The sequence below is a fragment of the Streptomyces sp. SID5469 genome, from assembly GCF_009862865.1.
In the GTDB taxonomy this organism is placed as follows: Bacteria; Actinomycetota; Actinomycetes; order Streptomycetales; family Streptomycetaceae; genus Streptomyces; species Streptomyces avermitilis.
This window is the reverse complement of record NZ_WWIN01000001.1, coordinates 4,222,387-4,237,471: the sequence shown is the minus strand read 5'-3', so window position 1 is coordinate 4,237,471 and position 15,085 is coordinate 4,222,387. Positions and strand designations below refer to the sequence as shown.

General features: G+C 71.7%; 14 protein-coding genes. 6 read left to right on the top strand and 8 right to left on the bottom strand.

What is annotated here, in order from left to right:
* Positions 1–38 precede the first annotated feature (38 nt).
* Positions 39–794, bottom strand: a complete 756-nt coding sequence (locus GTY58_RS17865) for a decaprenylphospho-beta-D-erythro-pentofuranosid-2-ulose 2-reductase (protein WP_037644914.1) — start codon at positions 792–794, stop codon at positions 39–41.
* 219 nt (positions 795–1,013) lie between these two features.
* On the opposite strand from GTY58_RS17865, the gene GTY58_RS39675 reads away from it, so the two are divergent.
* Entirely contained in the window at positions 1,014–1,931 is a 918-nt protein-coding gene (locus GTY58_RS39675) for a YihY/virulence factor BrkB family protein (protein WP_037644915.1), read from the top strand.
* Here the strand turns inward: GTY58_RS39675 and GTY58_RS39670 are convergent.
* A complete protein-coding gene (locus tag GTY58_RS39670; protein WP_010984844.1) occupies positions 1,879–3,222 on the bottom strand; it encodes a D-alanyl-D-alanine carboxypeptidase in 1,344 nt (447 codons plus the stop codon). The genes GTY58_RS39675 and GTY58_RS39670 overlap by 53 nt on opposite strands.
* A 103-nt stretch (positions 3,223–3,325) precedes the next feature.
* Here GTY58_RS39670 and GTY58_RS40735 point away from each other — a divergent pair, with 103 nt between their 5' ends.
* Positions 3,326–3,568 carry a hypothetical protein gene (locus tag GTY58_RS40735; protein ID WP_010984843.1) on the top strand — a complete coding sequence of 81 codons (243 nt, stop codon included), beginning with the start codon at positions 3,326–3,328 and terminating at the stop codon, positions 3,566–3,568.
* 32 nt (positions 3,569–3,600) lie between these two features.
* Entirely contained in the window at positions 3,601–4,890 is a 1,290-nt protein-coding gene (locus tag GTY58_RS17850) for a metallophosphoesterase (protein ID WP_010984842.1), read from the top strand.
* Between the two features lie 60 nt (positions 4,891–4,950).
* Here the strand turns inward: GTY58_RS17850 and GTY58_RS17845 are convergent, their stop codons facing one another.
* A complete protein-coding gene (locus GTY58_RS17845; RefSeq protein ID WP_010984841.1) occupies positions 4,951–6,396 on the bottom strand; it encodes a HAMP domain-containing sensor histidine kinase in 1,446 nt (481 codons plus the stop codon).
* The gene (locus GTY58_RS17840) at positions 6,393–7,124 is read right to left on the bottom strand and encodes a response regulator transcription factor (RefSeq protein ID WP_010984840.1); all 732 of its coding nucleotides are present in this window, start codon (positions 7,122–7,124) and stop codon (positions 6,393–6,395) included. The genes GTY58_RS17845 and GTY58_RS17840 overlap by 4 nt, the downstream gene beginning before the upstream one ends.
* 184 nt (positions 7,125–7,308) lie before the next feature.
* On the opposite strand from GTY58_RS17840, the gene GTY58_RS17835 reads away from it, so the two are divergent.
* Entirely contained in the window at positions 7,309–9,723 is a 2,415-nt protein-coding gene (locus GTY58_RS17835) for an MMPL family transporter (protein WP_037644916.1), read from the top strand.
* A gap of 12 nt (positions 9,724–9,735) precedes the next feature.
* Here GTY58_RS17835 and GTY58_RS17830 read toward each other — a convergent pair whose 3' ends face one another.
* From GTY58_RS17830 to GTY58_RS17815, 4 genes are all read right to left on the bottom strand, one after another.
* A complete protein-coding gene (locus GTY58_RS17830) occupies positions 9,736–10,533 on the bottom strand; it encodes a TetR family transcriptional regulator (RefSeq protein ID WP_010984838.1) in 798 nt (265 codons plus the stop codon).
* A 10-nt stretch (positions 10,534–10,543) separates the two neighbouring features.
* On the bottom strand, positions 10,544–11,053 hold the full coding sequence (locus GTY58_RS17825; RefSeq protein ID WP_037644917.1) for a DCC1-like thiol-disulfide oxidoreductase family protein: 510 nt from the start codon (positions 11,051–11,053) through the stop codon (positions 10,544–10,546).
* 5 nt (positions 11,054–11,058) lie between these two features.
* Positions 11,059–11,466: a hypothetical protein gene (locus GTY58_RS17820; RefSeq protein WP_010984836.1), complete on the bottom strand. Its 408-nt coding sequence runs from the start codon at positions 11,464–11,466 to the stop codon at positions 11,059–11,061.
* 160 nt (positions 11,467–11,626) lie between these two features.
* The gene (locus GTY58_RS17815; protein ID WP_010984835.1) at positions 11,627–12,040 is read right to left on the bottom strand and encodes a VOC family protein; all 414 of its coding nucleotides are present in this window, start codon (positions 12,038–12,040) and stop codon (positions 11,627–11,629) included.
* Between the two features lie 148 nt (positions 12,041–12,188).
* Here GTY58_RS17815 and GTY58_RS17810 point away from each other — a divergent pair, with 148 nt between their 5' ends.
* A complete protein-coding gene (locus GTY58_RS17810; protein ID WP_037644919.1) occupies positions 12,189–12,581 on the top strand; it encodes a hypothetical protein in 393 nt (130 codons plus the stop codon).
* A gap of 2 nt (positions 12,582–12,583) precedes the next feature.
* Positions 12,584–15,055, top strand: coding sequence for a DUF4132 domain-containing protein (locus GTY58_RS17805; protein WP_010984833.1), 2,472 nt, complete (start codon positions 12,584–12,586; stop codon positions 15,053–15,055).
* The last annotated feature ends 30 nt before the right edge of the window (positions 15,056–15,085 follow it).

Below are 15,085 nucleotides of genomic sequence, written 5' to 3'. Positions count from 1 at the left end.
GGCCGGGGTCCGCACGCGTGGTCGGCCGGGCCCGGGGCCTACACCGGCAGGCGCCGGAACACCGGTCGTGGCACATGCCGCAGCGCCGACATCACCGCCCGCAGCGCCCCCGGCACCCACACCGTCTCGGAGCGCCGGCGCAGCCCCAGTTCGATCGCCGTCGCGACGGCCTCCGGGGTGGTGGCCAGCGGCGCCTCGGCCAGGCCGGCCGTCATCCGCGTACGGACGAATCCGGGTCGTACGACCATGACGTGCACGCCGGTGCCGTGCAGCGCGTCGCCCAGGCCCTGGGTGAACGTGTCCAGGCCCGCCTTGCTGGAGCCGTAGATGAAGTCGGAGCGGCAGGCGCGCTCGCCGGCGATCGAGGAGAGCACCACCAGCGAGCCGTGGCCCTGCGTCTGGAGCGCCCGCGCGCACACCAGGCCGGCCGAGACCGCGCCCGTGTAGTTGGTCTGCGCGACCCGCACCGCGGCCACCGGGTCCCGTTCGTCGTCGGCCTGGTCGCCGAGCACGCCGAAGGCGAACAGCACCATGTCGATGTCGCCCTCCGCGAAGACCTTGCCGAGCACGGTCTCGTGGGACTCGGGGTCGAGCGCGTCGAAGGCGACGGTGCGGGCGTCCGCGCCCAGTGAGCGCAGCGCTTCGGCGGCCTGCTCCAGCGCGGGGGAGGGGCGTCCGGCCAGCCACACCGTGCGGGCGCGCCGGGCGATCATCCGGCGCGCGGTGGCCAGCCCGATCTCGGACGTACCGCCGAGGATCAACAGGGACTGCGGGGCGCCGAAGGCGTCCTTCATGAAAACCACACTCCTAGGGCCTGTCTTGACGGTGACCGTAGCGCCGCAAAACGGTCATAACCCCACACTCTCCCTGTTCATCGCGACTCCTCACTGAAATGGGTGCGCCGGAATCGGCCCGGCGCTCGCCACTGTCCAGCGTTTTCGGGGTACCCGGACCCTGGCTTTCCGAGAGGTTCGAGGCGTTCGGGATCTTCGAGGCGAGGGAAGAGTCGGATCATGGACTGGCTGAAATCACTCCCCGGCATCGGGCCGTTGATCGCGCGCCTGATGACCACTCACGCGTGGCGTTCGTACGAGCGTCTGGACCGGGTGAAGTGGACCCAGCTCGCCGCCGCGATGACCTTCATCAGTTTCGTGGCGCTCTTCCCGCTGCTGACCGTGGCCGCCGCGATCGGCGCCGCCGCGCTCAGCGAAGAGCAGCAGAAGACGCTCCAGGACAAGCTCGCCGAGCAGGTGCCCGGCATCTCCGACCAGCTCGACATCCACGCGCTGGTCCAGAACGCGGGCACGGTCGGGGTGATCGCGGGCGCCGTGCTGCTGTTCACCGGCATCGGCTGGGTCGGTGCGATGCGCGACTGCCTGCGCGCGGTCTGGGAGCTGGACGACGACGAGGAGAACCCCTTCCTGCGCAAGCTCAAGGACGGCGGTGTGCTCCTCGGCCTGGGCGGCGCCGTTCTCGTCACCCTCGCCACGTCCACGGTCGCCTCGGCCATGGTGGGCTGGACGGCCGACCGGCTCGGCATCGAGAGGGACGGCTGGGGCAGCGTCCTGCTGCACATCACCGCGTTCCTCGTCGCCGTACTCGCCGACTTCCTGCTGCTGCTGTACGTCCTGACGCTGCTGCCCGGCGTCGAGCCGACCCGGCGCCGGCTCGTGGTGGCCGCGCTGATCGGCGCCGTCGGCTTCGAACTGCTGAAACTGCTGCTCAGCGGCTATATCCAGGGCGTCGCGTCGAAGAGCATGTACGGCGCCTTCGGGGTGCCCGTCGCGCTGCTGCTGTGGATCAACTTCACCTCGAAGCTGCTGCTGTTCTGCGCGGCCTGGACGGCGACGCCGAGCGACGGCCCGGCAGAAGAAGAGGTCAGCGGCGCGTCCGACGACGTACCAGATCGGGCAGCGGCCAGCGGCGGTTGACCAGGAACCCGCCCGCCACGAGCAGCACGAGCACCCCGCCCGTGACCGCCAGCGCGATCCCGACTCCGCTCGAACCGCCGTCCTTCAGATCGGCGGCCACCGGCTTCGCGGACTCCTTGTCCGCGCCGGCACCTGGGGAGACGGGCGCGTTCGCGCCCGGCTGCGCGCTGGTGTCCGCGCCCTGCGGGGCCACCAACTCGCCCACCGGCGTCACCTTGTCCGCCGCGCCGAAGCCCCAGTCCAGCAGCTTGGCGGTCTCCTTGTAGACCTCGTTGTGCTCGTTCTTCTCCGGGTTCATGACCGTGACGAGGAGCACCTTGCCGTTCCGCTCGGCGACTCCGGTGAAGGTGGCGCCCGCGTTGCTGGTGTTGCCGTTCTTCACACCCGCGATGCCCTGGTACGGGGTGATGTCGCTGTCGCCGGCCAGCAGCCGGTTGGTGTTCTGGATCTCGAAGGACCCGCGGGTCGTCTTGCCCTTCTTCTTCGTGGTCTCGCCCGGGAACTGCGCGCGCACGGTCGCGCAGTACTCCCGGAAGTCCTTCTTCTGCAGCCCGGAGCGGGCGAACAGCGTCAGGTCGTACGCCGAGGAGACCTGCCTCGGGGCGTCGTACCCGTCGGGGCTGACCACGTGCGTGTCCAGGGCCTGGAGCTCCCTGGCGTGCTCCTGCATGTCCTCGACCGTCTGGCCGACGCCCTTGTTCATCGCCGACAGGACGTGCACGGCGTCGTTGCCCGAGCGCAGGAAGACGCCGAGCCACAGGTCGTGGACCGTGTACGTCTCGTTCTCCTTTATGCCGACCACGCTGGAGCCCGCGCCCATGCCCGCCAGATCGGAGGGGACGACCTTGTGCTCGGTGTTCTTGGGGAACTTGGGCAGCAGCGTGTCGGCGAACAGCATCTTCAGGGTGCTCGCCGGGGGCAGCCGCCAGTGCGCGTTGTGGGCGGCCAGGACGTCTCCGGACTCGGCGTCGGCGACGATCCAGGAGCGTGCGGTGATGTCCTTCGGGATCACCGGGGCACCGCTGCCGAGGTTCACCTGGGTCCCGGGACTGCCGAGTTGGTCGCCACCGATGGTCGACATGCCGGACGGGGGCGTGGCCGAGAGCGTCGCCGTCGGGGTCCCGGTCGGGGTCGTCGTGGGGGTCCCTGTCGGGGTCGCTGTGGGGGTCGCCGCCGGGCTCCCGTCCGCGAACGCGGTCGCGGGCGCGGTGAGCGAGAGGGTCAGCAAGGACAGGAGCGCGGCGGAGGTGACCGGCAGGCGGCGCCTGGCGGTCCTGTTCGAGGCGGGCACGGTCGAGAACGTACAGGGCGGGGGGCACGAAGTCCCGCCCCGGACCGGCCGACGCTCCCCACCCCGGCGCGGTGCGCCGTCGGACGACAGCGATACTGAACCCATGAAGCTCAGCCGCCCCGTCTCCTGGTTCCTGCTCGCCTTCGGGGTGTGGAGCTGGGTCATCTGGATCACTTTCGTCAAGAACCTGTGGAAGGACGGCAGCGGGCTCGCGTTCGACGACGCGGGCGATCCGACGGCGTACTTCTGGGTGCACCTGACGCTCGCCGTCGTCTCCTTTGTCTTGGGGACGGTTGTCGGGGTCATCGGGTTGCGCGGACTGCGCGCCTTGCGCCACAGGTCATAGCCACACGTCATATCGGGAGATACGAGGCTGCCGTGGTCGTTGTCTTCGTGCTGGTGGGCCTGGCCGTGCTGGTCGCGTTCGGGGCACTGCACTGGTACGCGTGGCGCCGGCTGGTCCGGGACACGACGCGCGGCCCCGGCCTCGCGCGCCGCACCGGCACGGTGGTGATCGTCACCGGTCCCGTGCTGATGTTCGGGGCCCTGATCGCCGAGCGCACCGGCGCGCCCTTCTGGCTCCAACGGGTGCTGGCGTGGCCGGGCTTCCTGTGGATGGCGTTCTCCCTGTATCTGCTGCTGGCGTTGGTGGCGGCCGAGTTCGTACGGCCGCTGGTGCGGCGGCTGGTGGAGCGCGAGGCGCCCGCCGAGGTCGCCGTACCCCAGCCGGAGCGCGTGCCGGCGGGCACGGCGGGCACGGCCGCGACGGAGCCGGAGCCGGAGGTGGAGTCCGCGCCGGAGCCGAAGCGGCCGGAGCCGGCGGGGCCGCCTCGGGCCGCGGCCCCCTCCCGGCGTCTGTTCGTCTCCCGGGTCGTCGGCGGAGCCGCCGCCGCGGCGGCGGTCGGCACGGTCGGCTACGGCACGTACGGCGTCCTGCGCGGCCCCCGGGTGAAGCGCGTCACGGTCCCGCTGGCCAAGCTGCCGCGCTCGGCGCACGGTTTCCGGATCGCGGTGGTGAGCGACATCCACCTGAGCCCGGTCCTGGGCCGGGGCTTCGCCCAGCGCGTCGTCGACACGATCAACTCCACGCAGCCGGACCTCATCGCGGTGGTCGGCGACCTGGTCGACGGCAGCGTGCAGGACCTGGGCCCGGCGGCGGCACCGCTCTCCCAGCTGAAGGCGCGGCACGGGAGCTACTTCGTCACGGGCAACCACGAGTACTTCTCCGGCGCCGGGCAGTGGGTCGAGGAGGTGCGCCGGCTGGGCCTGAACCCGCTGGAGAACGCGCGCACCGAGCTGCCCGCCTTCGACCTCGCGGGCGTCAACGACGTGGCGGGTGAGAGCGAGGGCCAGGGCCCGGACTTCGACAGGGCCCTGGGCGACCGGGACACGACCCGGGCCGTCGTGCTCCTCGCCCACCAGCCGGTCCAGATCCACGAGGCCGTCCGGCACGACGTGGACCTCCAGCTCTCCGGCCACACCCACGGCGGCCAGCTCTGGCCCGGCAGCCTCGTCGCGGCCGCCGCCAACCCGACGGTCGCGGGCCTGGAGCGCTACGGCGACACGCAGCTGTACGTGTCACGGGGCGCGGGAGCGTGGGGCCCGCCCACCCGGGTGGGCGCGCCTTCGGACATCACCGTCGTCGAACTGGCGTCGAAGCAGGCGTGAGCCGGCGCCCGCGTAGGGGGACCCTCGTCCGAGGGGGCGCGGGGCCCTCCGCGAGGCGCCTCATTCCTCCCCCCGCGTCGGCAGCGTCACCGTCACCGCCAGGCCCTCGCCCGGTGCCGTGCGGACCGTCACGTCGCCGCCGTGGGCCGTGACCACACCCTGCACGATCGCCATCCCCAGACCACTGCCCGCGCCACCGCCCGCCCGGAAGAACCGGTCGAAGATGCGGGCCGCGTCGTCCTCGGCGAGCCCCGGCCCCTCGTCCGCCACACACAGCCGTACGACCCCGTCCGCGCGCTCCACCCCGAGCCGCACCGGCACATCGGCGGCCGTATGCGTGCGTACGTTGCCCACGAGGTTGCCCAGCACCTGCCGCAGGCCGGACTCGTCGGCCTGTACGAGCAGCGCGCCGTCCGCGCCCACGGTCACCGGACGGCCCGGCTGCTGGGCCCGCAGATCCTGTGCCGCGTCCCGCACCAGACGGGTCACGTCGACGTTGCGGACACGGAGTTCGGGCCGCTGGTCCAGCCGGGCGAGGGTGAGCAGTTCGTCGACGAGCCGGCCCATGCGGTCCACCTCGCCGTTCATCCGGTCCCAGGCCCGCCGACGTTCGTCGGGATCGCTCAGCATCCCCTTCTCGTACAGCTGGAGATAGCCGCGGATCGCCGACAGCGGCGTACGCAGCTCGTGCGAGGCGTCGCCCACGAACCGGCGCAGCTGGGACGCGCTGCGCTCGCGCGTCCGGTACGCCGACTCGACCTGGTGCAGCATGGAGTTGAGGGCGAGGCGCAGCTGCTCGACCTCCTGCGTCGGATGGTGGCTGGACGGCACCCGCCGGGTCAGATCACCCTCGGCGATCGCCGACGAGGTCTCCACCATGTCCTCGAGCGGCCGCATCCGGCGGCGCACGCTGAACATCGTCAGGCACGCGAGCAGCGCCAACAGCAGTGTCCCGATGGCCATATCGAGCTTGAGCGCCTTCGCGTTGCCCTTGTGCAGCGCGTCGGTCGAGGTGGCGAGCAGCACGAACGTGCCGTCGGCGAGCCGCACCGCCGTCGCCCGGTAGGGGGCGCCGCGTACGGTCACGTCGTGCGGGTCGGTGTCGTCGGCGAGGCCGCGCGGGTCGTCCACCGCCTCGGCCAGCGCACGCTGGGTGGCGGTCGGCTCGAGGCCGCCGATGGCGACGGCCTTCCCGTGGCCGTCGACGGCCGCGAAGACCGAGTCCGGTTTCGGTGTCTCGTCGGTGTGCGGGACGAACAGGTCGCGGGCGAACGCCAGCGTGCTCAGCGAGTCGATCTGCCGCAACGTGAGCTGTGAACCGCCCAGCGAGTCACGGGTCTGGGACAGCTCCGCGTCGATCTGGTCGAGCAGATAGTGCCGCATGCCCATGATGCTCACGGCGGTCGCCACGACGATGCCGAGGGCGAGCAGTCCCACGTTCGTGAGCGTCAGCTGGCCGCGCAGCGAGTGGATGCCGTGGTGGCGGCGCGGCCGCCGGACGCTCACGCGAGCCCGTATCCGACGCCCCGCCGGGTCTGGATCACCGGCGGACCGAGGGGTTCGAGCTTGCGCCGCAGATAGCTGATGTACGTCTCGACGACGGTCGACTCGGCCGGGGTGTGCTCGTACTGCCAGACATGGCGCAGGAGTTGCTCCTTGGTCACGATCCGCCCGCCGTTGCGGACCAGGAACCGCAGCAGGGCGTACTCGGTCGGGGTGAGCTCGACCGTGTGGCCGGCGCGGCGCGCGCTGTACGTCGTCTCGTCCAGCTCCAGGTCGCCGTAGCGCAGGGGCGGGCGCCGCGGCAGGGCGTCGGCGGGGCGCGTACGGCGCAGTACGGCCGTGATGCGGGCGACGACCTCGTCGATGTTGAACGGCTTGGTGATGTAGTCGTCGCCGAAGCCGAGCGCGCCCACGATCTCGGCGGGCGCGTCCCGGGCGGTGAGGAAGACGACCGCCAGGTCCGGCTGCCGCAGGCGCAGTTCACGGCCCAGCGCCCGGCCGTCGCCGTCCGGCAGCATCACGTCGAGCAGCGCCAGGTCGATGGGGGTTCCCCCGGCCCGGGCGGAGCCGGGAGCCCGGGGGCGGGTGCGCTCGGCGAGGGTGAGGGCCTGGCGGACGGTGCCCGCGGTCAGCACCTCGAAGCGGTGGTAGCGCAGGGCGATGGTGAGGACGTCGGCGATGCTCGGCTCGTCCTCGACGACGAGGACGGTGGCTCCCTCGTGAGCGGTCATGTCCCCAGTATCCGTGCGCCGCAGGGGCCGTGGGCGGGCTGCCGCCTTGGAGTTCCTTGAGAGTCATGGGCAGGTCGTGTCCACCCGCGTGTGCCGTCGCGGAAGGTGGGTCCAGTACCCCGGGGGACCGACGGACCGACGGACCGATTCGACTGTCGACTAAGGAGCGTTGAGCGTGACGGCATTGGCACGGTGGTGCTATCGGCACCGGCTGGTGGTCCTGTTGCTGTGGGTGGGGGCGCTGTTCGGACTGGGCTTCGCGGCATCCACCGCGGGCACGGACTACGCGAACGTCTTCTCCCTTCCGAACACGGACTCCAAGCGCGCGTACGACCTGATGGAGAAGGCGTTCCCGGACAGCGCGGGCGACACCGACACGGTCGTGTGGAAGGTCGACGGGGGAACGGTCGAGGACCCGTCCGTACGGTCCCGGATCCAGCCCGCGCTCGACGAGATCGGCCGGATGAAGGGCGTCGGCGGGGTCACCAGCCCGTACGCGGGCACCCAGGGGGCCGCCCAGGTCAGCGGGAACGGGCGGATCGCCTACGCCCAGATCACCTTCACCGAGCAGGCGAACGCCGTTCCCAAGGAACTGGTGCAGAACGTCGTCGACACCGCGCAGAAGGCGGAACGCGGCGGACTCCAGGTCGAGTTGGGCGGTCAGGCGATCCAGCGGGTGCAGGAGCCGCCCACCGGCATCGCGGAGATCGTCGGCATCCTGGCCGCGGCCGTCGTCCTCTTCCTCGCCTTCGGCTCGCTCTTCGCGATGCTGCTGCCGATCGGCATCGCGGTCTTCGGCGTCGGCACCGGGCTGTTCTCGACGCAGCTGCTCAGCCACGCCACGGACATCCCCGACCTCGCCCCGCTGCTCGCCACGCTGATCGGGCTCGGCGTCGGCATCGACTACGCGCTGTTCATCGTCACCCGGCACCGGCGCGGCATCCTGCGGGGCATGGCACCGGAGGAGTCGGTGGTCACCGCCCTCAACACCTCGGGACGGGCGGTGCTGTTCGCCGGCGGCACGGTGTGCATCGCGCTCGCCGGGATGCTCGTGACGAACCTGCGCTTCCTGGACGGCGTGGTCATCGGCACCTCGCTCACCGTCGTCCTGAGCGTGCTCGCGGCCGTCACCCTGCTGCCCGCGCTGCTCGGTTTCCTCGGCACCCGGGTGCTCAGCCGCCGGCAGCGGCGCAGGCTCGCGGCCGAGGGGCCCGAGCCGGAGCGGGCGAGCGGACTGGCGGCGCGCTGGTCCACGAACGTCCAGCGGCGCCCGCGCTCGATCGCGGTGATGGCTCTCGTCGTCATGGCCATCCTCGCGATTCCCGTGCTGTCGCTGCGGCTCGGCGCCACCGACCAGGGCAACGACCAGGCGTCGACGACGACCAGGAAGGCGTACGACCTGCTCGCCGAGGGGTTCGGGCCGGGCTTCAACGGTCCGCTCCAGGTGGTCTCGGACGGCGGTGACGCGAACGCGCTCGTGCGGGGCATCGAGGCGACCGACGGGGTGGCGCGGGTGGCCGCGCTGCCGCCCGCGCGGGGCGTGACGGTGATCCAGGTCGTCCCCACCACCTCACCGCAGTCCGAGCGGACGGACCGGCTCATCGACACGCTGCGGGAGAAGGTGATCCCGGACGCCGGCGCGAACGCCCATGTCGGTGGCGTGACCGCGATCTCCAAGGACTTCTCGTCCGTGACCGGCGAGCGGCTGCCCTACTTCATCGCGACGATCATCGGCCTCGGCTTCCTGCTGCTGATGCTCGCCTTCCGCTCCCTCGTCGTGCCGCTCACGGCCGCGCTGATGAACCTGATCGCGGCCGCCGCGTCCTTCGGGGTGCTCGTCGCGATCTTCCAGTGGGGCTGGGGCCTGGAGCTGCTGGGCCTGGGCAAGGAGGGCCCGGTCAACGCGTTCCTGCCGGTCATCATGCTGTCCCTGCTCTTCGGCCTCTCCATGGACTACCAGGTGTTCCTGGTGAGCCGGATGCACGAGGAGTGGGTCCACACGAAGGACAACGCGCGCGCGGTCCGCGTGGGCCTCGCCGAGACCAGCCGGGTGATCAACTCCGCGGCCCTGATCATGGTCTGTGTCTTCCTGGCCTTCGTCCTGAGCGGCGACTCGGGCGCGGCGATGGCGGGCGTCGGCCTCGCGGCGGCGGTCGCGCTGGACGCGTTCATCCTGCGTACGGCGCTGGTGCCGGCCGCGATGCATCTGCTGGGCAACGCCAACTGGTGGCTGCCTGCCGGTCTGGAGAAGCGGTTGCCGCATCTCGCGGTGGAGCCGCAGGAGGACGCCGTCGCGGAGCCGGCCGCCGAGGGCGGTGCGACGGTGGTGCACGGCTTCGTCCGTGACGCGGAGGGCGGGCCCGTCGACAGCGCGATCCTCACCCTCCTCACGCCCGGCGGCCGCCAGGCGGACCGGGTGACGTCGCTGGCCGACGGCTCGTACATCCTCTCGGCGCCCGCTTCGGGAACGTATCTGCTGGCGGTGACGGCCACCGCGTACGCGGCCCGCGCCCGGCACCTGTCCGTGGGCACCGAACCGCTGGTGTACGACGTGGAGCTGACGGCGGACGAGGTGGACGAGGTGGACGCGGTGAACTGAGGACCGCGCCCGTCAGGGGGCGTCGGCGGACGCGGGCGCCCCCGGTGGGTTCCCCTGCCGCTTTTTGGCCTTGGCCGGATCCGGCAGCGCGTTGGTCATCCCCGGCAGGAAGTCCGTGAACAACTCGTGCACCTCGCGGACGAGGGGCCGCAGTACGCGGAAGCGGGCCAGGGAGACCCCGCGGGCCGTGAGGCGGGCGCCGCGCTCGGCGAGCCGGTAGCTGCGCTCGCGCCCCTCCGTACGGTCGAAGACCCAGTACAGGACGAGCCCCATCTGGGAGAGCCACATCAGCTCGGGCAGCACGTCCCGCAGCTCGTCCGGCACCTTGGTCCGGGTCCCGGCCAGCACCTCGCGGTGGACGCTGATGGCCTCCACGCGCGCGTGCTCCGACTCGGCGGAGAAGGGGCTGAGCGGGCTGTCCGGATCGGCGGCGTTCTTGAAGAACTGCACCGCGAACTCGTGGTACGGCGTGGCGATGTCCAGCCAGGCCTTCAGTACGCCACCGATCCGGGCCTCCAGATCGGTCTCGCGGTCCAGCACCTCCCGGACCGCCTCCTGGTGCTCGGCGGCGATCCGGTCGTAGAAGCCCTGGATCAGATGTTCCTTGCCGGCGAAGTAGTAGTACGCGTTGCCGACGGAGACCCCGGCCTCCTTGGCGATGGCCCGCATGGTCGTCTTGTCGTATCCCCGCTCCTGGAACAGCCGCATCGCGGTCTCCAGGATCAGGGCGCGGGTCTGCTCGGACTTGGTGAGGGCGGCGCCCTCTTCGGCCGGGGGGCCGGTTTCGGGACTGTCGTTCTTCGCGGGCACGGGAACGAGCCTAACCAGTGGAGCAGGTGCCGCTGTCACAGCCGGGAGGGCTGTAGGTCCACCCGGAGGCCGGGTGGTACGTCCAGCCGTCGCCCACGTGGTACGAGCCGCCGCCCCACTGCCCGCCCTGCCGGGTCTCGCGCCACTTGGCGGCGGCGAGCATCGCGCCCCTGGCGAACACGGCCCCGCGCGGGGTGCTCAGCCGGTGGGCGAGCGGCCGTTGCTCGCGCAGCGCCCACAGGCACACGACCCAGGCGGCGGAGCCGCGGTACACCTGACCGCTGTCGCCGACCACGGTGATCTCGTCGAGGGTCGCCCGGTGGTCGAGCGCGGGGAAGCGCGCCCTGGCCCGGTCGGATCCCGCCGGCAGGAGTTCGAGGGGCACGAGCTGACGCTGCTTGACGAGCCAGTCGCGCAGGAAGGTGCAGAGCGAGCACTGGGCGTCGTACAGGACGGTGAGCCCGCGGACCGGGACGCGCGCGGCGTCCCGGTCCGGGCCGGCGGTGGCCGGGGAGGTCATCCCGCTCACGCCCCGGTCGTCGGGGCGACCCAGCCCTGCGGGGCGACGGGCGGCAGCTGCTCGCGCTCCATCACTCCGCGCCGGCGGATCTTGTTGAGCACGTACACGTTGCCGAGGTGCATGACCCCGAGCACGAGCAGCACGACGCCGAGCTTGGTCGACAGTGCCTCGAAGATGCCGCGGGCGTCGGCGATCTCGTCGTCACTGTTCAGGTAGAGCGCGACGAAACCGAGGTTGACGAGGTAGAAGCCGACCACCAGGAGGTGGTTGACGGCGTCGGCGAGCTTCTCGTTGCCGTGCAGTACGTCGGCGAGAAATATCCGCCCGTTGTGGCTCAGCGTGCGTGCCACCCAGATGGTCAGGCTGATGCTGACCAGCAGGTAGATGACGTACGCGACGACTGTGAGGTCCATGTCCCCACCCCTTCTTGAACGCGTTCAAAACGCTGTCGAGACGAATGTAGACCCGTTTTTGAACACGTTCAAGCGGACGGGGGCGGGGTGGATGCGACGGTCGTCACAGCCGCCGTGGCGAGCGGTCGTGGCGGTCACGCCGAACGGTGACGCCGGACCGTCACGCCGAACGGCGGCCGAGCTCGGGGCGCTTGCTGTAGTCGGTGAAGCCGATGACGTTGCCCCAGGGGTCGGCGACCTCGACCGTCCAGCCGGTGGCGACGGGGAAGGGGGCGTCGAGGGGCGTCACGCCCGCGCCGGCCAGGGTGCGGGCCGCGATCCGGGCGTCCCGGACCTCCAGCCAGACCCGGGGCGAGGCCCACAGGGGTGGGCGGCGCGTCAGCTCGTCCTCCTGCCGCAGCAGCACACCGGGCGTCTCGCCCCCGACCTTCAGCAGCGCGATCCCGGCCTCGTCGAGCCGGAAGGCCAGCGGGAACCCGGCCAGCTCGTAGAAGGCCACCGCCTCGTCGAGATCCCCGACGGGCAACAGCACGTTGTCGAAACCGAGCAGCTCGTACGACTGGTCATCTGACATGCCATCAGATTAGGTACGGTCACGCCACCGCCGACGGGGGCTGACCGTGGGGGTCACTCGATGGGGGGAGGCGGTGGGCATTCCCCCAGGTCCCCCAGTTCTGATCGATCCAGGGGCGTTGTCAGTGGTGCCTCGTACTGTCGGCGGCATGGGATTGGTGACGTTCGTCGACGAGACGACCAGTGGGAACCGTGGCGGGGGCTGGGGACTTGAGATCGCCGAGGAGCGGCTCGCGTTGCGCGAGCTGATCCGGCGGCGGGTCTTCCAGGAGGTCGCCGAGTACAACGCGCGTACGCCGCAGGTGTTCCAGGGGCTCGTGCAGCCCGAGGACACCGAACGCGTGCTGAACGGATACGCGGTGCGGCCGGGCCGGCGGATCGACCCCGAGGCGCAGACACGCCTCGCGCTGAAGGCCTTCGCGGGAAACGGGTTCCTGGTGCTGGTGGGGGACCGTCAGATCACCGGCCTCGACGAGGAGATCGAGCTGACGCTCGGCACCGAGGTCACCTTCCTGAAGCTCGTCGCGCTGGTGGGTGGCTGACGATGGCGCACCACACCCCGACGTCCCACCTGGAACGCGCGCGCAACCAGATCGCGGCCGGTGACATGGGCCGGCTCGCCCACGTGGTCCTCAAGGCCGCCGAGCACAACCGCGGCCACTGGGGCGGCGGCTGGGCCGAGATACTGGAGATCCTGCGCGAACTGCCGAGGCAGGAGCGGCTGCGGCTCGCGGGCGCCCTGGCGCAGCGGTGCCAGGAGTTCGACGAGGGCTCCGCCGGCCGGCGCCACGCGCTGACCCTGGCGGCGGTCGTCTCCCGCGACCTGCCCGACGAACTGTTCTCCGTGGAGCGGCTGAAGCAGCTCGACCAACTCGCCCGGCAGCACTCGTTCTGGTACGGATCGCGGCTGGAGGTCCTGGCCGAGGCGGAGCTGGCAGCGGGCCGCCCCCTCGCGCCCGCCGTCGTCGCGGTCCTGCGCCGCTCGGCCCTGGTCGCCTACCGCGCCGACCACCTCACCGAGCTGGCCGGGAAGCTCACCGAACCCGTCCTCAACGTCGGCGAGGAGTGGGCCGAGCGCGCCCTCCAGGACGCCGCCGGCCCCGACTGGCAGGCCCTGCTCGCGCACGCGCTCACCGCCACCGCCTCCAAGCCCACCGCCAAGTGGGACAAGCGGGCCCACGAGATCATCGGGGCGCTCGGCCCGGACCGCGTCCGCGCGGCCGTACTGTCCTGGCTCACCCTCGTCGGCCGCCCCCGCACGTTCCCGCTGGAGAGCGGGACGGCGTACGAGCCGGACCACAACCACGCCTACGACCCCTACAACGCCAACGCCCTGCGCGGGCTCGCCTGGCTGGTCTCGCTGCTGCCGCCGCACCCCGGCACCCCGAGGACGCTCGGCGCGCTCGTCGAGACCTCCCTGAGGAAGGTCGCCGGGCTCGGCCCCCGCAACCCCAAGGTCGCCAACGCCGGCGTCATCGCGCTCTCCCGCATCGACAGTGAGGCCGCCCTCGCCGAACTGGCGCGCCTGGCCACCCGGGTGACGTACAAGAACACCGCCAAGCTGCTCGACACGGCCCTTCAGACCCGGGCCACCGCGCTCGGCCTGAGCCGCGAGGAGATCGAGGAGCTGGCCGTGCCCGGGTACGGGCTCACCGGGGTCGGCCACGCCGAGCACCGGTTCGGCGAGGTCACCGCGCTGCTCGACGTGCACGGCACCAAAACCGTGCTCAGCTGGCGCAACGCCGCGGGCAAGGAGGTCAGGAGCGTGCCCGCCGCCGTGCGCCGCGACCACGCCGAGGAGCTCAAGGAACTCAAGACCGCGGCCAAGGACATCGACCGGATGCTCAGCGCGCAGAGCGAGCGGCTCGACCGGCAGTTCCTCGCCCGGCGCACCTGGGCGTACGACGTCTGGCGCGAGCGGTACCTCGACCACCCGCTGGTCGGCACCCTGGCCCGCCGCCTCCTGTGGAGCGTCGACGGCACCTCCGTCGGGTTCGCCGACGGTGAGCCGCGCACGCTCGGCGGCACCCCCGTCAAGGCCGGCTCCGAGGTCACCCTCTGGCACCCGGTCGGACGCGAGCCCGCCGAGGTCGTCGCCTGGCGGGACTGGCTGGAGCGGCACGCGATCACCCAGCCCTTCAAGCAGGCCCACCGCGAGGTGTACCTGCTCACGGACGCCGAGCGCACGACGGGCACGTACTCGAACCGGTTCGCGGCCCATGTCGTGCGCCAGCACCAGTTCAACTCCCTCGCGGCGATCCGGGGCTGGCGCAACAAGCTGCGTCTGTGCGTCGACGACGAGGCACCGCCCGCCACCCGCGAGCTGCCCCAGTGGGGGCTGCGCGCCGAGTACTGGATCGAGGGTGACGGGGAGGAGTACGGCGAGGACACCACCGAGTCCGGCAGCTATCTGCGGCTGCGCACCGACCAGGTCCGCTTCTACCCGATCGACGCCCCGGCGAACTCGGCGCACTGCTACGGAGGCGAGTACCGCATGTGGCTGCGCGACGGGGCGGACCCCGTCGAGCCCGTTCCGCTCACCGACATCCCGCCCCTCGTGCTGTCCGAAGTCCTGCGCGACGTCGACCTGTTCGTCGGCGTGGCCAGCGTGGGCAACGACCCGACATGGCAGGACGGCGGCCCCGGCGGCCGCTTCCAGGAGTACTGGACGTCCTACGGCTTCGGCGAGCTGAACCAGAGCGCCGAGACCCGCCGTGCCCTGCTGGAACGCCTGATACCCCGGCTCGCGATCGCGGACCGCTGCTCGATCGAGGGCCGGTTCCTGCACGTCAAGGGCGAGCGCCACACGTACAAGATCCACCTGGGCTCGGGCAACATCCTGATGACCCCGAACGACCAGTACCTGTGCATCGTCCCGAAGGCGAGCGCCGCCGCCCCGGGCACCGGCTATCTCCCCTTCGAGGGCGACCGGACGCTCGCGGTCGTCCTCAGCAAGGCGACGATGCTCGCGAAGGACACGGAGATCACGGATCCGACGATCCTGAGCCAACTGTGAATCCGGGTCCGGACGCACCGGGGGGGGCGG

What these genes read in the sequence shown, in the direction of transcription:
- GTY58_RS17865 (WP_037644914.1), bottom strand. Translation starts at nt 794, where the DNA reads ATGAAGGACGCCTTCGGCGCCCCGCAGTCCCTGTTGATCCTCGGCGGT.
- GTY58_RS17810 (WP_037644919.1), top strand. Translation starts at nt 12,189, where the DNA reads ATGGGATTGGTGACGTTCGTCGACGAGACGACCAGTGGGAACCGTGGC.
- GTY58_RS17840 (WP_010984840.1), bottom strand. Translation starts at nt 7,124, where the DNA reads ATGACCGCTCACGAGGGAGCCACCGTCCTCGTCGTCGAGGACGAGCCG.
- GTY58_RS17815 (WP_010984835.1), bottom strand. Translation starts at nt 12,040, where the DNA reads ATGTCAGATGACCAGTCGTACGAGCTGCTCGGTTTCGACAACGTGCTG.
- GTY58_RS17820 (WP_010984836.1), bottom strand. Translation starts at nt 11,466, where the DNA reads ATGGACCTCACAGTCGTCGCGTACGTCATCTACCTGCTGGTCAGCATC.
- GTY58_RS40735 (WP_010984843.1), top strand. Translation starts at nt 3,326, where the DNA reads ATGAAGCTCAGCCGCCCCGTCTCCTGGTTCCTGCTCGCCTTCGGGGTG.
- GTY58_RS39675 (WP_037644915.1), top strand. Translation starts at nt 1,014, where the DNA reads ATGGACTGGCTGAAATCACTCCCCGGCATCGGGCCGTTGATCGCGCGC.
- GTY58_RS17825 (WP_037644917.1), bottom strand. Translation starts at nt 11,053, where the DNA reads ATGACCTCCCCGGCCACCGCCGGCCCGGACCGGGACGCCGCGCGCGTC.
- GTY58_RS17805 (WP_010984833.1), top strand. Translation starts at nt 12,584, where the DNA reads ATGGCGCACCACACCCCGACGTCCCACCTGGAACGCGCGCGCAACCAG.